Source organism: Erwinia sp. E602 (assembly GCF_018141005.1).
Taxonomy (GTDB): domain Bacteria; phylum Pseudomonadota; class Gammaproteobacteria; order Enterobacterales; family Enterobacteriaceae; genus Erwinia.
Genome location: NZ_CP046582.1, coordinates 1476614 through 1493042 on the forward strand (window position 1 = coordinate 1476614; position 16429 = coordinate 1493042).

13 protein-coding genes are annotated in these 16429 nt (G+C 50.8%); 7 read left to right on the top strand and 6 right to left on the bottom strand.

What is annotated here, in order from left to right; genetic code table 11:
* Positions 1–23: 23 nt before the first annotated feature.
* From xyeB to GKQ23_RS08255, 4 genes are all read left to right on the top strand, one after another.
* A complete protein-coding gene (xyeB, locus tag GKQ23_RS08240; protein WP_212410258.1) occupies positions 24–1214 on the top strand; it encodes a cyclophane-forming radical SAM/SPASM peptide maturase XyeB in 1191 nt (396 codons plus the stop codon).
* The gene (locus GKQ23_RS08245; protein WP_212410259.1) at positions 1211–2098 is read left to right on the top strand and encodes a hypothetical protein; all 888 of its coding nucleotides are present in this window, start codon (positions 1211–1213) and stop codon (positions 2096–2098) included. Before xyeB ends, GKQ23_RS08245 begins: the two co-directional genes overlap by 4 nt.
* 306 nt (positions 2099–2404) lie before the next feature.
* Complete coding sequence (locus GKQ23_RS08250) at positions 2405–3622, top strand: HlyD family secretion protein (RefSeq protein WP_212410260.1); 1218 nt, start codon at positions 2405–2407, stop codon at positions 3620–3622.
* A 3-nt stretch (positions 3623–3625) separates the two neighbouring features.
* On the top strand, positions 3626–5701 hold the full coding sequence (locus GKQ23_RS08255) for a peptidase domain-containing ABC transporter (RefSeq protein ID WP_212410261.1): 2076 nt from the start codon (positions 3626–3628) through the stop codon (positions 5699–5701).
* A 113-nt stretch (positions 5702–5814) separates the two neighbouring features.
* Here the strand turns inward: GKQ23_RS08255 and GKQ23_RS08260 are convergent, their stop codons facing one another.
* From GKQ23_RS08260 to ackA, 4 genes are all read right to left on the bottom strand, one after another.
* Positions 5815–6213: a cupin domain-containing protein gene (locus GKQ23_RS08260; protein WP_212410262.1), complete on the bottom strand. Its 399-nt coding sequence runs from the start codon at positions 6211–6213 to the stop codon at positions 5815–5817.
* 61 nt (positions 6214–6274) lie between these two features.
* Positions 6275–6547, bottom strand: a complete 273-nt coding sequence (locus tag GKQ23_RS08265; protein ID WP_212410263.1) for a hypothetical protein — start codon at positions 6545–6547, stop codon at positions 6275–6277.
* 688 nt (positions 6548–7235) lie between these two features.
* Positions 7236–9380 (bottom strand): phosphate acetyltransferase, encoded by a 2145-nt coding sequence (gene pta, locus GKQ23_RS08270; RefSeq protein ID WP_101505249.1) that lies wholly within the window; start codon positions 9378–9380, stop codon positions 7236–7238.
* A 108-nt stretch (positions 9381–9488) separates the two neighbouring features.
* Positions 9489–10691, bottom strand: coding sequence for an acetate kinase (gene ackA, locus GKQ23_RS08275; RefSeq protein ID WP_056239486.1), 1203 nt, complete (start codon positions 10689–10691; stop codon positions 9489–9491).
* A gap of 332 nt (positions 10692–11023) precedes the next feature.
* Here ackA and yfbV point away from each other — a divergent pair, with 332 nt between their 5' ends.
* Entirely contained in the window at positions 11024–11476 is a 453-nt protein-coding gene (yfbV, locus tag GKQ23_RS08280) for a terminus macrodomain insulation protein YfbV (protein ID WP_056239488.1), read from the top strand.
* Between the two features lie 21 nt (positions 11477–11497).
* Complete coding sequence (locus GKQ23_RS08285; RefSeq protein WP_056239492.1) at positions 11498–12157, top strand: sugar phosphatase; 660 nt, start codon at positions 11498–11500, stop codon at positions 12155–12157.
* 87 nt (positions 12158–12244) lie between these two features.
* Here the strand turns inward: GKQ23_RS08285 and yfbR are convergent, their stop codons facing one another.
* Together yfbR and GKQ23_RS08295 are read right to left on the bottom strand one after the other, a co-directional pair.
* Positions 12245–12841, bottom strand: a complete 597-nt coding sequence (gene yfbR / locus GKQ23_RS08290) for a 5'-deoxynucleotidase (protein ID WP_056239495.1) — start codon at positions 12839–12841, stop codon at positions 12245–12247.
* An 80-nt stretch (positions 12842–12921) separates the two neighbouring features.
* Positions 12922–14139 (bottom strand): pyridoxal phosphate-dependent aminotransferase, encoded by a 1218-nt coding sequence (locus GKQ23_RS08295; protein ID WP_056239498.1) that lies wholly within the window; start codon positions 14137–14139, stop codon positions 12922–12924.
* A 1030-nt stretch (positions 14140–15169) separates the two neighbouring features.
* On the opposite strand from GKQ23_RS08295, the gene lrhA reads away from it, so the two are divergent.
* Positions 15170–16099, top strand: a complete 930-nt coding sequence (lrhA, locus tag GKQ23_RS08300) for a transcriptional regulator LrhA (RefSeq protein WP_056239501.1) — start codon at positions 15170–15172, stop codon at positions 16097–16099.
* Positions 16100–16429: the final 330 nt, after the last annotated feature.

Here is a 16429-nt window from a genome sequence, read left to right on the forward strand (position 1 = left end):
TACGTCTACCAAGGAGGATAGTCATGGGCGCTAATAAAGAAAAAATAAAACATCTTGAAATAATACTTAAAATAAGTGAAAGATGTAATATAAATTGTGACTATTGTTATGTTTTCAATATGGGGAACCAACTTGCCACTGAGAGTAATCCAGTAATATCCATGAGTAATATATTATCTTTGAGGGGTTTTTTTGAACGTTCTGTGAAAGAGTATGAAATAAATGTTTTACAGGTGGATTTTCATGGTGGCGAACCGTTAATGATAAAAAAGAGTCGCTTCGATGAAATGTGTGAAATTCTGAAGGGTGGGAATTATTCCAATTCAAAACTTGAATTAGCACTGCAAACTAATGGTATTCTAATTGATGAAGAATGGATAGTGTTGTTTGAAAAACATAAAGTACACGTAAGCATATCTGTTGATGGACCTAAGCATATCAATGATCGCCATCGGCTAGACCGTAAAGGAAAAAGTACTTATGAGGGAACAATAAAAGGATTCAGATTACTTCAAGATGCGTGGGAATCAGGCAGAATACCAGGGGAGCCAGGAATACTTTCTGTAGCTAACGCTAAAGCCAACGGGGCCGAGATTTATCGACATTTTGTCGATGTACTAGATTGTAAACGTATAGATTTCCTTATTCCCGACGATCACCATAATGATGAAGTTGATAGTCAAGGAATTGGAATGTTTCTTACTGAAGCGTTAGATGAATGGTTCTCAGATGGAAACTCTGGGGTGTTTGTTAGAATATTTAACACTTACCTTGGGACGATGCTTAATCACCAATTTAGTAGAGTCCTCGGAATGAGTGCTAATGTAGAATCGGCCTATGCTTTTACAGTAACTTCTGATGGGATTATTCGTATAGATGATACTTTACGCTCAACATCAGATAAAATATTTGATGCATTAGGTCACGTAGATGAAATGTCACTTTCTGATGTATTCGAACACAATAACTTTAAAGAATATATTTATTTAAACGCAGTATTACCTGCAGGTTGTCATGGTTGTCTATGGAGTAATATTTGTCATGGCGGGCGTTTAGTTAATAGGTTTTCTTTAGATGGGAGGTTTAATAATAAAACAATATTTTGCAGTTCAATGAAAATATTTCTGAGTCGTGCAGTCGCTCATCTACTAGCAAGTGGTATCGAAGAGGAAACAATAATAAAAAATATTGAAAAAAAAGAGATTAGTGTATGAAAAAAAATAGATCTATTTCACTCGGCATTTTAAAGACAACTCTAACATTGCTTTCTTTTTCTTGTTGTGCTAATGGTGCTAATTCCATTAATCTTGATCTGACTTTTGATGAATATAAAACCCCGCACGCAGTGTTTTTAATTAACGGACATGATGTTGATGCTATGATTGATACAGGTTCAACTTTAGGTTTCCATTTGAAGGAATCTGAAATGAAAAATTTAAAAGGATTGAAGAGGATTAAGGATTATCTAAGTACCGATGGAAGCGGCCGGATTCAAAAAAATACTCAATATTTGGCGAAGAGGATTAATTTAAGTGGGTTGATTTTTGATGATGTCATGATTACTCCCTTTAAACCTTGGGGATTGATGGTTTCAGGTAAAGGTGCTCTTCCAAAGAGCTCAGTGATTGGGCTTGGCGCTTTTAAAGAAAAAATTATCACTCTGGACTATGCATCAAAGTCTTTAATAATTTCTAAAAATATAAAGCTTGATGAGTTAAAGGAAAGCTACAAAGAATATAGCTTTAATTTGACCAGTGATGGTTTGTTATTCGAGGTGAAACATGCGGGTAATACATATCATATGATTTTAGACACCGGAGCCACTGTGTCAGTAATATGGGAGGAAAGGTTGAAAGACTACCAGTTGGTTAGTTGTTTAACAGTGGATCCGGAAATGAACAATAATGATTGCACTGCAACACAGCTCACAATTAGTTCAAAAAAAGGGAGTTCTATAATGTTTGGTGCAGTCATAGTTTCTGGGGATTTCAAACATATGGATAAAATTGATGGTTTGATAGGAAATAACCTGCTAAAAAATAGATCAATAATTATTGATTTCAAAAATAAAAAAGTTTTTATAAATGAAAAGGAATAATAAAAAATCCATTTTACGCATCGAGGTGCTAAAGTTAAAGAAAGGTATATGTTGGGAGGTCGTTCATGTTTGTAAATGTTTTTTAGAAAGTCGAATGGATTATTCAGGTTTAAATGTAACCCAGTAAGCATCTCATCGTTTGATGATGCATCTGGTGGTGAAAAAAATTCCGTATGGGTAGTTAATTGCTTGCTCAATTTTAATGTTTATCTGAATTTTTATGGTGTATTCGATGTGAATTTATGCGAGGGAGTCAAGTGATATTAAATTTTACTGAAAGTATGTTGTATCTCAGTCACTAATACTATGTCTAAAGATAATTCTATTTTTCGCTCCGAGGCGACACAATATAAAAATAATGCGTGGCTTGGTGATTTCACCGTGTCAGCTCCATCAGTGCTACCAATCGCTCTGTGGTGCGCCGTTATTGTTTTTCTGGTGACTACCCTCCTTTTATTTACCACCTATGCACAGAGGGTGCCTGTTAGTGGTCGGGTGATATATGAACCTGCCGCTGCTGAGGCGGTATTTATTCAGGATGGAGTAATAGTCCGTATCAAGGTACGTCAGGGGGAAAGAGTAAAAAAAGGGGACATAATCGCAACACTTTCGCGCGATGTAACCTATGTCGGAGGTGGTATGAATCAGGCTCTGCAGGATGCAGCACAGCGCCAAATAGCTGGATTGCAAAAGCGAGAGGTGGAACGGCGCAAAGAAGGAAGTGAAGAACGTCAACGTTTAGGTGAGAAAATCCACACTAAAGAAGTTGAGATTTCAGCGATCCGGACCGCAGTTGCTGCCGAATTAGAACATAGTGTCAGTCTGAAAAAACGGATGGCATTTTACCAACAGTTGCTTCGAAAAGGTGTCACTACAGTACAGGAAAAAATTGAGCGTGAAAATGAATATCATATTTCCGTAGCTCAACTGAATATGTATCGGATTAACATCGCACGCGCACAGGGGGAACGGCTTCAGTTAGTGGACGAGTTAGCCCGTTCAGGGTCACAGGAAAAACAGTCCCTCACAGAGATACAACAGCAGAAAGTCACCCTGCAACAGCAGGTGATTAATGCATCTGCAGTGGTGGAATCCCGTCTTGTGGCCCCACTTAATGGTGTCATCGCCTCTATGAGTATACTCGAAGGTCAGAGAGTGACAGCGGGCGCGATTGCCGCAGTTGTGGTACCTGAGAACGCGCGTCCGTTTGTTGAAATGTGGATTCCACCGTCTGCGCTGCAGGAAGTGAAAACAGGGCAGCATGTTCTGATGCGGGTTGCATCACTACCCTGGGAATGGTTTGGGAAAGTTCCCGGCACTGTTGCGGCTATAAGTGCGAGCCCTGAGGCGCTTACCGGCAATAATCGTCGTTTTCGAGTGCTGATTGTTCCAGATGCCGGTACGCGCATTCTCCCTGCTGGCGTAGAAGTTGAGGCAGATATATTGACCACGCATCGGCGCATCTGGGAATGGATTTTTTCTCCAGTGAAACAGAGTATTAACCGCATTACGGTTGAGAGTTGATAAATGTTTTTTTTCTTGCAAAAAACACCGCTGATTTTACAGTCAGAAACAAATGAGTGCGGGCTGGCATGTTTGGCTATGATTACGGGCTATTTCGGCAAACACGTAGATCTCGCATCTGCACGTACCCTCCATGGAACAACCAGCCACGGAATGACACTGCGCGAAATTATCACTGCATTTGAGCAGGTGGGGATGACGGCTCGCGCTTCAAGAGTAGAGCTTGACGAACTTCGCTCGCTCAGCCGTCCGGTCATTCTTCACTGGTCATTCAATCACTTTGTGGTTTTAGTGAAAGTGACGTATCGGGGGGCGGTTATTCATGATCCTGCTATTGGTCGTCGCAGTATCTCATTGCGTGAATTATCGGACAAATTTACTGGTATCATAATGGAAGCATGGCCAGCGGAAACATTCGACAAAAAACCGTTGAAAATGAATGTGACTGTATCTGACCTTTTCCGTGGAGTTAGGGGGCTGACGCGTATTTTTTCCGGTGTTCTCGTGCTTTCTGCTCTGGTGGAGCTGCTTTCTGTTGCAGTGCCCGCTGCGTCACAATTTACTATTGATACTCTTGTTCGGTCATCGGATCGTGAAGGGATATTTTTTGTCGGGATCGTAGTTATTGCTGCGCTTTTGATTAAGTCCGCTTTTTCCGTGGTGCGCGCCTGGATATTAATGAACCTTCGTTATATGCTTGGTGTGAAGTGGGCTGAAATGTTCTTTAACAGACTTATACAGCTCACTCTGCCTTTTTTTGAAAAACGGCATACTGGTGATATAGCCTCCCGTTTCCAGTCACTGACCGCCATCCAGGAAGCTTTTACGGCTGATATGGTAGCCTCCTTACTTGATGCGATTGTGATCTTCATTTCAATTGCTATCATTCTTACCTATTCACCTCTCCTGGCTATTGGTCCGTTAGTTGCTGCTGCAGGATATGCCGCCCTGAAAGCAGTCCTGTTCTCTATATACCGAACCCGTAAAATTGAACATATCGCTTTTGAAGCGGTTCAGTCATCCCATTTTCTTGAGACCGTGAGAGCTATCAGTGCTATCAAAATGCTTAACCTGACACCCGTTCGTCGACATGAGTGGGTAAATCACGTCGTCAATAGCACACATGCAGGAAACCAGCTATTTAAACTTGACCTTATGACCAACACAGCGGCCGTACTTCTGATCGGCTTCTCGGGGATCTACGTGCTTAGCATGGGCGCCTTAGGATTTGATAAAGGGATAACTACTGGTGCATTATTGGCAGTGATGCTGTATGCCGACATGGTGATAACTCGCACCGTGAAACTGGTCAACGCAGTTTCTGACTTCTGCCTGGTATCCATGCACAGTCAGCGCCTCACTGATATTGCTGTTTCACCCGTAGAAAAAATTGAGGAAGAAAGATCCCCGGCGCAGTTGAATGGACATGTTGTGATGCGGAATTTATCGTTCCGTCATTCGCCAACCGAATCTAATATATTTGAAAATATAAATATCGAGGTGATGCCCGGTGAAAGCGTAGCCATCATTGGTCCCTCTGGGTGTGGTAAGTCAACGTTTCTGCATGTGCTTGCAGGGCTGTATGAACCCACAAATGGTGATATTTTTATTAACGGGGTGAGTATGTCCAGTATCGGAAAAAGAGCTATCAGGGAACATGTCGCATTTGTCATGCAGGACGACAAATTGTTAGCGGGCACCCTACAGAAAAATATCACCGGATTTTCAGAGTCTCCGGATTTGGAGCGCATGGCTGAATGCGCCAGTTATGCAGCAATTGACGAAGAAATAAGTACGTTTCCACTGGGTTATGAATCGATGCTTGGGGATATTGGTAGTACCCTTTCAGGTGGGCAACGGCAACGTATTTCTATCGCCAGGGCGCTGTACCGACAACCCGGAGTTTTGCTGCTTGATGAGGCAACAAGTGACCTTGATATTGACAACGAGCAAAAAATTACCCGTTCTATTAGTCGTCTGCCAATAACCCGTATTTTTGTTGCTCATCGGCCCGAAATGATTAAGTCAGCAGACAAAGTCTTTAACCTTCAGCTTAATGCATGGGTCGAGAAGAAGTGATAAGTCGTTCGCCCATATCATCGGCAACTCAGGACGTGTCAATTGATTAATGAAAGCTGACCAGATTTTACGGGCCAGTTTTCTGGCTTTCTTCCGAAATACCGTGTTTAACCTTAAAGGCAGACCGGGTCAATCAGGTCATCAAACAACGTTCTGTCACTGGAAACGTGTGATTCCGGGCAGAGAAACAGAAAGCTCAGATCGGTGATCGCCCGCATCTGGTGGGCGGTGCTGGGATAGATGCAGAACACTGACCCTGCTTTTACCGGATTGACACGTTTTTTGTGCAGCTGCTGCCCTTTCACGTCGGCTGTCCAGATTTCGCCCTCGCCAGACAGCACGATGTACCACTCTTCACCCACCGTGTGGCTGTGGCAGCCGATACGATGACCGCGCTTGATCTCTGAGCCACAGGCGTTGATGCCCTGCTTAGAAATCAGCCGCGATATCGCGATATTAACGGCGGGATCGGTTTTGGCGTTAAGTGTGGTAAATTCGGCAATATCAATCATCAGACTATTCCTTGTGAACGTGCAGTGCCAATTTATCCTGGTGGATTGCGTGATCCAGTAATTAGCGCTCAGTGCTTTGACCAGACCTGTGTAATATCACCCGCCTGTTTAGCCTTATCATCTCACCGGTGTCAGCATTCCAGGCAAATACCTCGCCATGCTCTGGCTCTGTCGTAGCCGATCGTGGCGTAATAACCTCAATAACCGGATCGTCGGAAGAAACCGTTCGGGTTCTGCCTTCTTCAATGGCGCGGATTAGCCTGGCGGCACGTTCCTGCTGGCGAACCCGGTATTGTTCATAATGGGTCATAGAATCTGGGTGTTCGTAAGACATTTGCTCTCCCTGATGGGTCAAGTCCCACTTCAATGGTATATCCTGTCAGTCTTTTCCTGGAAATAAACCGGCAATACAGGTTCATGAGTTTATGGTCGGCTGGGGAAAAAGTGTAAAGACCGACATTAAATTGAGTATAGTGATCAAAAATTACTCTTTCAACGCATTTCATTACACGTGTACCGCTACCGGGTGGAAGCAGTGCAACTCTTTTGAAAGGCGTGTGATTTAACCTGTTACTCTTGGTGTCGAAATTTACATCATAGTGATGCGCATACGTGGGTAATAGCAATTCTGCTGGTAGAAGTGCGGCGCAATCATAAGAATTTTCTTTAGTTATCTCTGTAAAAAATACCTCATAGTGAATATCGCAGACGCTGAATCTCGCTACTTGCTCCCTGGGTAAGCCGAACGCTGATAACTCGTCAAAGTATGTCATATCGCTTCTTATTCCTCCCTGTTAGTTATGTAGTTATGATGCGAAGGGGTATATAAGAACAATACGTTTTAACTTGCTGAAAATCACTGAAACGTCTGAATTACGCCTGAAGCAGCTTCACAATATAAGAAACTAATTTTCGTTTAACGTGCGATGGAGCCTGCGCAGAGAGGGGATGCAGCCATAAAAAAAGGGCCTGTGGCAAGCCACAAACCCTTTTTCAGCAGCGGCGCTTAACGCCGCGAGAACTTAGCCTTCAGCCTGTTTAGACTGAATCGCCGTCAGGGCGATGGTGTAGACGATATCGTCCACCAGCGCGCCGCGTGACAGGTCGTTGACCGGCTTGCGCATACCCTGCAGCATCGGCCCGATGGAGATCAGGTCGGCTGAACGCTGTACCGCTTTGTAGGTGGTGTTACCGGTGTTCAGGTCCGGGAAGATAAACACCGTGGCACGGCCGGCCACCGGCGAGTTTGGCGCCTTGGATTTGGCGACGTCGTCCATGATTGCAGCGTCATACTGCAGCGGGCCGTCGATCACCAGGTCAGGGCGTTTCTCTTTGGCGATGCGGGTGGCTTCGCGGACTTTTTCCACGTCGCTGCCGGCACCGGAGTTACCGGTAGAGTAGGAGATCATCGCCACGCGCGGCTCGATGCCAAACGCCAGCGCCGAGTCGGCGGACTGAATGGCGATCTCGGCCAGCTGCTCCGGGTTCGGGTCCGGGTTGATCGCACAGTCACCGTACACCAGCACCTGCTCAGGCAGCAGCATAAAGAACACCGACGACACCAGCGAGCTGTTTGGCGCGGTTTTGATCAGCTGCAGCGGCGGACGAATGGTGTTAGCGGTGGTGTGCACCGCACCGGAGACCAGGCCGTCTACTTCGCCCGCTTCCAGCATCATGGTGCCGAGCATCACGTTGTCTTCCAGCTGCTCCTGCGCCACCACTTCGGTCATGCCCTTGCTTTTACGCAGCTCAACCAGGCGCGGCACGTAGTTATCACGCACCACCACCGGGTCAACGATTTCGATGCCTTTGCCCAGCTCGACGCCCTGCGCCGCGGCGACGCGCTGGATCTCTTCCGGGTTACCCAGCAGTACGCAGGTGGCGATGCCACGGTCGGCACAGATTGAAGCGGCCTTCACGGTACGCGGCTCGTCGCCTTCCGGCAGCACGATGCGTTTGCCGGCTTTACGCGCCAGCTCGGTCAGCTGGTAGCGGAACGCCGGTGGTGACAGGCGGCGGCTGCGCTCGGAGGTGGCGGTCAGCGACTCGATCCACTCGGCGTCGATATGGCTGGCCACGTACTCCTGTACGCGCTCGACGCGCAGGGTATCGTCGCTCGGCACTTCCAGGTTGAAGCTCTGCAGGCTCAGTGAGGTCTGCCAGGTGTTGGTGTCGACCATAAACACCGGCAGGCCGGTCTGGAAGGCACGTTCACACAGCTTCTGAATCGGTGCGTCGATGGCGTAACCGCCGGTCAGCAGGATGGCACCGATCTCGACGCCGTTCATCGCCGCCAGGCAGGCGGCCACCAGCACGTCAGGGCGGTCGGCCGAGGTCACCAGCAGCGAGCCGGGACGGAAGTGTTCCAGCATATGCGGCAGGCTGCGCGCGCAGAAGGTCACCGACTTCACGCGGCGGGTGGCGATATCGCCCTCGTTGATCACGCGCGCGTTCAGGTGGCGGCACATATCAATCGCACGGGTGGCGATCAGCTCGAAGCTCCACGGCACGCAGCCCAGCACCGGTAGCGGGCTGTTGGCAAACAGCTGCTTTGGATCGACATTGGCCACGCTGGCCTTGGTGGAGTCGTCAAAGATTTCAGACAGGTCAGGGCGGGTACGACCCTGCTCATCGACCGGGGCGTTCAGCTTGTTAATGATAACGCCGGTGATGCTTTTGTTCTTGTTGCCGCCAAAGCTGCTCTGGGTAACTTCGATGCGCTCTTTCAGCTGCGCCGGCGAGTCGTTACCCAGCGCGGTGACAAAGACGATCTCCGCGTTCAGCGTTTTCGCGATCTCATAGTTCAGCGCCTGGGCGAACTGGTGCTTACGCGTCGGCACCAGGCCTTCCACCAGCACCACTTCCGCATCCTGGGTATTGGCGTGGTAACGGGCAATGATCTCTTCCATCAGCACGTCCTGCTGGTTAGCGCCCAGCAGTGATTCCACGCGGCTCATCGCCAGCGGCTCGGCGGCCGGGATGGAGGAGTTTTTACGGATGATGGTGGTGGTCTGATCCGGGTTATCACCGCCGCTGCGCGGCTGGGCAATCGGCTTGAACACGCTCAGGCGCACGCCTTTACGTTCCATCGCACGGATTACACCCAGGCTGACGCTGGTCAGGCCGACGCTGGTGCCGGTAGGGATCAACATAATAGTACGGGACACATTTACCTCTCTTACCGCCGCCCTGGTGCGCGGTGCGCCGGGCGGACAATCAAACTGTTCTGGCGCTGAAAACAACTCCGTCAGCCTGGGCTGACGGAGAGAGACGATTTAAGCGGTCAGGCGGCTGGCGTCCTGCGCGATGACCAACTCTTCGTTGGTTGGGATCACGATGGCCGGGCGGGTGCCTTCTTTATTGATAAAGCCGGACTTGCCGAAGCGGGCGGCCAGGTTGCGGTCGTGATCCACGGCAAAGCCGAGCAGGCCCAGTTTGTTCAGCGACAGCTCGCGCACCAGCGCCGAGTTCTCGCCGATACCGCCGGTGAAGATCACCGCATCCAGGCGGCCATCCATCAGCGCACTGTAAGAGCCGATGTACTTGGCCAGACGGTGGCAGTAAACGTCCAGCGCGCGTTTCGCATCCGCTTTGCTGTCGTAGTTATCTTCCACGTAACGGCAGTCGCTGGTGACTTCGGTCAGGCCCAGCAGGCCGGACTCTTTGGTCAGCAGCTTGTTGATCGCGTCCACGCTCATGCCGAGGGTGTCGTGCAGGAAGAACACCACCGCCGGGTCGATGTCGCCGCTGCGGGTGCCCATCACCAGGCCTTCCAGCGGGGTCAGGCCCATTGAGGTGTCTACGCACTCGCCGTTACGGATGGCGGAAACGGAGCCGCCGTTACCGAGGTGGCAGGTGATGATGTTCACTTCGTTGACCGGCTTGTTCAGAACCTTAGCTGCTTCCTGTGTGACATAGAAGTGGCTGGTACCGTGCGCGCCGTAGCGACGTACGCCATGCTCTTTGTAAAGTTTGTACGGCAGGGCGTAAAGATAAGACTCTTCTGGCATGGTCTGATGGAAAGCGGTGTCGAAAACTGCCACATTCTTATCGGCCAGCTGCGGGAAGTTTTTCAGCGCTTCTTCAATCCCGATCAGGTGTGCCGGGTTGTGCAGCGGTGCGAAAGAGGAGGCGTCTTTAATGCCCTGAATCACCGACTCGTCAATCACCACTGACTGGGTCAGCTTCTCGCCGCCGTGGACGATGCGGTGGCCGATTGAGGTAATCTGCGCAGAGAGTTCTGGTTTTTGTGCCAGAATATTGTTAACCATGAAGTTCAGCGCTTCGCTGTGGGCTGCGCCGGCACCTAATGCCGCTTCCTGTTTGGCGCCATCCAGTTTCCACTTGATGCGCGCTTCCGGCAGGTGGAAGCATTCAGCCAGACCTGACAGATACTCGTCACCGTTGGACGGATCGATAATCGCAAACTTCAGGGAAGAACTACCGCAGTTCAGAACCAGTACTAACTTACTCGACATGGAAGGTCCTATAGATTAAAAGTGGCGAAAATAAACTCACACAGTGAAGCGTAGCGCATGAAAGCTGGTACATTAATGACTGAAGTCATACTGAGCTCAGCTTTGTCCCGCGATCCGCAAAAATTTTTGGATATTTTACAGGATTTTTTTAAATGCTGTCTGCTTTTTAATGACCTGTTAAATTGTCGATCGCAGGCTATCCGCACAGCGTTCGAAAACGCGCACAGGATAACCACAGTGGCTCACAAAGACAAAATGTTTTGAATCATGTTATGTAAAGTTGTTAGGTTGCAGAATTTTTTTAATTTTTATGACAGAAGTTGAGGTCCGCCATGGCGAATGAGTCCGGCTCCGTGGGTTGGTTCAGGCTGTTTCAGCTTGGCCAGCACTATATGAAAACCTGGCCTGCTGACAAGCGTCTGGCCCCAATGTTTCCTGAAAATCGTATCGTGCGCGTTACGCGCTTCGCGATCCGGATTATGCCTCCGGTGGCGATTTTCACTCTCTGCTGGCAGATCGCACTGGGCGGCCAGCTTGGCCCGGCGATTGCCACCGCGCTGTTCGCCTGCAGTCTGCCGATGCAGGGGCTGTGGTGGCTGGGCAAGCGTTCGGTGACGCCGCTGCCGCCGACCCTGCTCAGCTGGTTTAACGACGTGCGCGATAAGCTGCAGGCCGCCGGGCAGGCGATTGCGCCGGTTGAAGGTAAACCTACCTATCAGTCGCTGGCCGACGTGCTGAAGCGCGCCTTCAGGCAGCTGGATAAAACCTTCCTCGACGATCTCTGACGCCCGATAAGGAAACATGCAGTGAAGAGTAAAGGCTTTTTATTTGATTTAGACGGTACGCTGGTGGATTCGCTGGCGGTGGTTGAGCAGTCCTGGATCATCTGGGGCGAACGCCACGGTATTGCGGCGGACGAGATCCTCGCCTTTATCCACGGCAAGCAGGCGATTACCTCGCTGCGCCACTTTATGCCTGGTGCCTCCGAAGAGGCGATCCGCGCCGAGTTCCTCTGGCTGGAGCAGCTGGAAGCGACCGAAACGGAGGGGATCGTGGCGCTGCCGGGGGCGCTGGCGCTGCTGGCGACCCTCGACGAGCTGGCTATTCCCTGGGCGATCGTGACCTCGGGATCGGTGCCGGTGGCCAGCGCCCGTCACCGCGTGGCCGGGCTGCCGCAGCCGCACGCCTTTGTCACCGCTGAGCGCGTGACGCGCGGTAAGCCGGAGCCGGACGCCTATCTGCTCGGCGCGCAGCTGCTGGAGCTGGAGCCGGAACAGTGCGTGGTGGTGGAAGACGCCGCCGCCGGTATCCTTTCCGGGCTGGCCGCCGGCTGCCACGTGATCGCCGTCAACGCTCCGGCCGACGCGCCGCGGCTTGAGGACGTGGATATGGCGCTGAGCTCGCTGGAAGAGCTGATTATCCATAAAGATGCAGAAGGTTTCGTGCACGTCCACCGCCGCCACTGACCGCCGATTCAGCTAGCATCAGAGCACTGAGTATTTATCCTCTCAGTGCTTTTTTTCTTTTCTGACCTGCCCTGTGTCTGATGCGGCTTACAGCGACTCCTGACTAATCTCATCCAGCGATAAGCTGAAGCTCGGCACAAATACGGTCATAAAGTAGTCCATCTCCGGGCTGTGGCGCTGGGCGAGGGTTTTCTCCAGCCGCGCCTTGGCCAGCAGGAACTCGTTGTTACCCGCCGACAGCTCCTCCAGGCACTTCAGATAAGCGCAAAGCGCGTCCGCCTGTTTGACGATGGCGGTCTCCGCCTCGCTGTGCTGTTGCTCATCTATCAGCGGTGCCCAGGCCGAACGCAGCTCTTCCGGCAGCATTTCGATCAGCTTCTGCTGGGCAATCTTCTCAATCTTTTTGTATTCGTGGGCGATTTGCGCGTTGTAGTACTTAACGGGCGTCGGCAGGTCGCCGGTCAGCACTTCGCTGGCATCATGATAAATGGCCATCATCGCGATACGGTCGGCGTTGAGGTTGCCGTTGAATTTCTTATTTTTAATCACCGCCAGCGCGTGGGCGACCATGGCCACCTGCAGGCTGTGCTCGGAGACGTTTTCGGTGCGCACGTTGCGCATCAGCGGCCAGCGGTTGATCAGCTTCAGGCGCGAGAGGTGGGCGAAAAAATGACTCTGGTTCATGATGTTGCCTCTGCTGGAAATGACAGAGAGCGGGGTTACCGCTCTCTGTTAACGTACGGAAAACACAAGGAACGCGGGGGTTACAGCTGGCGGTATCCGCCGAGGAAGCGACCAAACTTGTTAATCGCCATCTCAAGGTCATCAACGCGCGGCAGGGTGACGATGCGCACGTGATCCGGCCACGGCCAGTTAAACGCGGTGCCCTGCACCAGCAGCACTTTTTCCTGCAGCAGGAAGTCCAGCACCATCTTCTGGTCGTCGTGGATGTTGAACTTTTTCGCGTCAATTTTTGGGAACATATACAGCGCGCCCTGCGGCTTCACGCAACTGACGCCGGGGATCTCATTAATCAGCTCCCATGCGCGGTTGCGTTGTTCATACAGTCGGCCGCCGGGCTGAATAAATTCACTAATGCTCTGATAGCCGCCGAGCGCGGTCTGGATCGCGTGTTGCGCCGGGACGTTGGCGCACAGGCGCATTGAGGCCAGCATCTCCAGCCCTTCAATATAGCCTTTGGCGTGTTTCTTCGGCCCGTTCAGCACCATCCAGCCCTGACGGAAGCCCGCCACGCGGTAGGTTTTTGATAAACCGTTAAAAGTGATGGTCAGCAGGTCCGGCGCCAGCGCAGCAATCGAGTGGTGCTGGGCGGCGTCATACAGAATTTTGTCGTAGATTTCGTCGGCGAAGATAATCAGGTTATGTTCGCGGGCGATCTCAACCACCTGCAGCAGCAGCTCTTTGCTGTATACCGCACCGGTCGGGTTGTTCGGGTTAATGATCACAATGCCGCGGGTGCGCGGGGTGATCTTGCTGCGGATATCGTCGAGGTCCGGGAACCAGCCGGCAGATTCGTCGCACAGATAGTGCACGGCCTTGCCACTGGAGAGCGAAACGGCGGCGGTCCACAGCGGGTAGTCCGGGGCGGGGACCAGCATCTCATCACCGCTGTTCAGCAGCGCCTGCATCGACTGAACAATCAACTCTGACACGCCGTTGCCGATATAGATATCTTCCACGGTCATGTCACGCATGCCGCGTGCCTGGTAGTGCTGCATGATCGCTTTCCGCGCCGAGTAGAGGCCCTTGGAGTCGCAGTAGCCTTGCGCGCTCGGCAGGTTACGGATCACGTCAACCAGGATTTCGTCCGGGGCTTCAAAACCAAAGGGGGCAGGGTTACCGATGTTCAGCTTTAGGACTTTATTACCTTCTTCTTCGAGGCGTTTGGCTTCTTTCAACACCGGGCCGCGAATGTCGTAACACACATTATCCAGTTTGCTGGATTTATCAATTGGGGTCATCTTCTGTCACCTTGACTGGCAGAAAGCCATTTTCCGCCGGGAAAATTGAAACATCACACAATGTACTCCTCTCCCCGGTGCTTTTGAAGGGCGGCGGCAGGCTTTGACAGGTTAAAGGACGTTTTTTCCGGCAACTGGCAGAGTGGTGACGAACAGGGGTTTAAGGTGACATTTCGTGCTTGTAAAGCGGCGTTCGTCGATACTAATAGCTGCCTGAGCCAGTTCCGGTATAGACTCTTGCCCCCTCAAGGGCAGACTACGTATCTGTAACTCTCCCGTTTAGGTAAAAAATGATGGATTAATGATAAAGTAAACAGTCAAACAAGCCTTATTTGTCTGTCTGTTTTTTGCTCAATTCGTCGATTGTGTAAAAGTTGAACGACCGGCGGGTCGGGTTTGACGTTATGCCTCCGGCACCAGAGCGAAGGCAAAAAAAATCGGATTTGCCCAATTTTTTGCCTGCTTTCGGCGGGTGACCGACTAAATCATACTTTAGTGATGAGAATAATCATCCTGGGGCTTAAAAAGTAGACGGCAGTATGTCAGGATACCTTTCAGGAGACTTTGTAGCGGGCGAGCCGGTGTCGCGGGGAATGAAAAAATGCTTTTTATACCCCTGAAGCTTAAGTGACACTTAACTTTTTAGCTGTTTCCACAGCGTTCTGGTAATTTAATTTTCAGGGTTGTTTTAGACCCATCATTCCCCCTCTCAACACGTCATTGAGTCATCTCGGGGGAGCAATAACGACAACGACGCGGCTTCCTGCAACTTATGGGTTAGTACTGCGTGCATTAATGATGTATCAGACGGAAGAACCTTTTCCACTTTAGCGATGCGGCTGGCGCGTGATGTGTCAGTGCAGGCGGGAGACCAGGTCCTTCACGTCAGCGAATGAAAGTAATGCATCGGGCAATGTTTCATTGCTTAGCACTATCGCCATTGCGCACTAGTTATCGCCTTATCCCATTGATAGGGCTGGTAATACCAGGGTAGCTGTTTGTATAAAAAACTTATAAAGTGAAGAAAAACATGACTAACGCAAATCGTCCGATACTCAATCTCGACCTCGATCTGCTGAGAACCTTTGTTGCCGTTGCCGATCTGAATACCTTTGCGGCGGCGGCGGCGGCGGTCTGCAGAACGCAGTCGGCAGTCAGCCAGCAGATGCAACGACTGGAGCAACTGGTCGGCAAAGAGCTGTTTGCCCGACATGGGCGTAATAAGCTGCTCACGGAACATGGGATTCAGCTACTGGGTTACGCCAGAAAAATCCTGCGCTTCAATGATGAAGCCTGCACCTCGCTGATGTACAGCAACATTCAGGGTGTACTGACTATCGGGGCGTCTGACGACACCTCCGATACCATCCTGCCGTTCCTGCTTAACCGCGTTACCTCGGTCTATCCGAAACTGGCGATTGACGTTCGGGTGAAGCGCAATCCGTTTATGATGGAGATGCTCAATCAGGGCGAGGTCGACCTGGTGGTGACCACTTCCAGTCCGGGTAACTTTACCTGGCAGGTGCTGCGTACCTCGCCAACGCTGTGGTACTGCGCGGCGGATTACATCTTCCAGCGTGGCGAAGCGATTCCTCTGGTGCTGCTGGATGAGCCAAGCCCGTACCGTGACATGGCCATCGACCATCTGAACGAAGCGGGTATCCCGTGGCGCATCTCCTACGTGGCCTCTACGCTGGCGGCGGTCCGCGCGGCGGTGAAAGCCGGCCTCGGCGTGACGGCGCGTCCGGTCGAGATGATGAGCCCGGAACTGCGCGTGATGGGGGCGGCGGAAGGCCTGCCGCCGCTGCCGGATACGGAGTACCTGCTGTGCCGTAATCCGCAGAGCGATAACGAGCTGGCGCTGGCAATCTTCAACGCAATGGAGTCGGGTAACGATCCGTACAGCCTGGCGGTGACGCCGACGACTGACGGTGCCGTCTTCCTTGACGAAGAAGAGTGACTGTTAACGTAAACGATTATTTTTCTCATTAGTCAGTCGCTGCTGCCCGTTTAAATGTTTAAAAAAGGCCTTTCGTGTGAAATATTCACCGAAAGGTCTTTTTATTGTGATTAATTCTGTCTGAACCTCCCGGTTAAAGCGCATTTCGCCATTCACCTGCTGCAAAAGCAGCCGTTAAGCCAAATCGACATTCTTCCTTCCTGGTATGAATCAATTGGTTCAATTATTGAATTGATTTAGCCCCCCCGAGTCGCCTGTTTTTGATGCGAAAAAGATAAAAGTGTGTCCTGGATCAAAAAAATAACCCCATTAAGGGGCAGGAAAACGTGA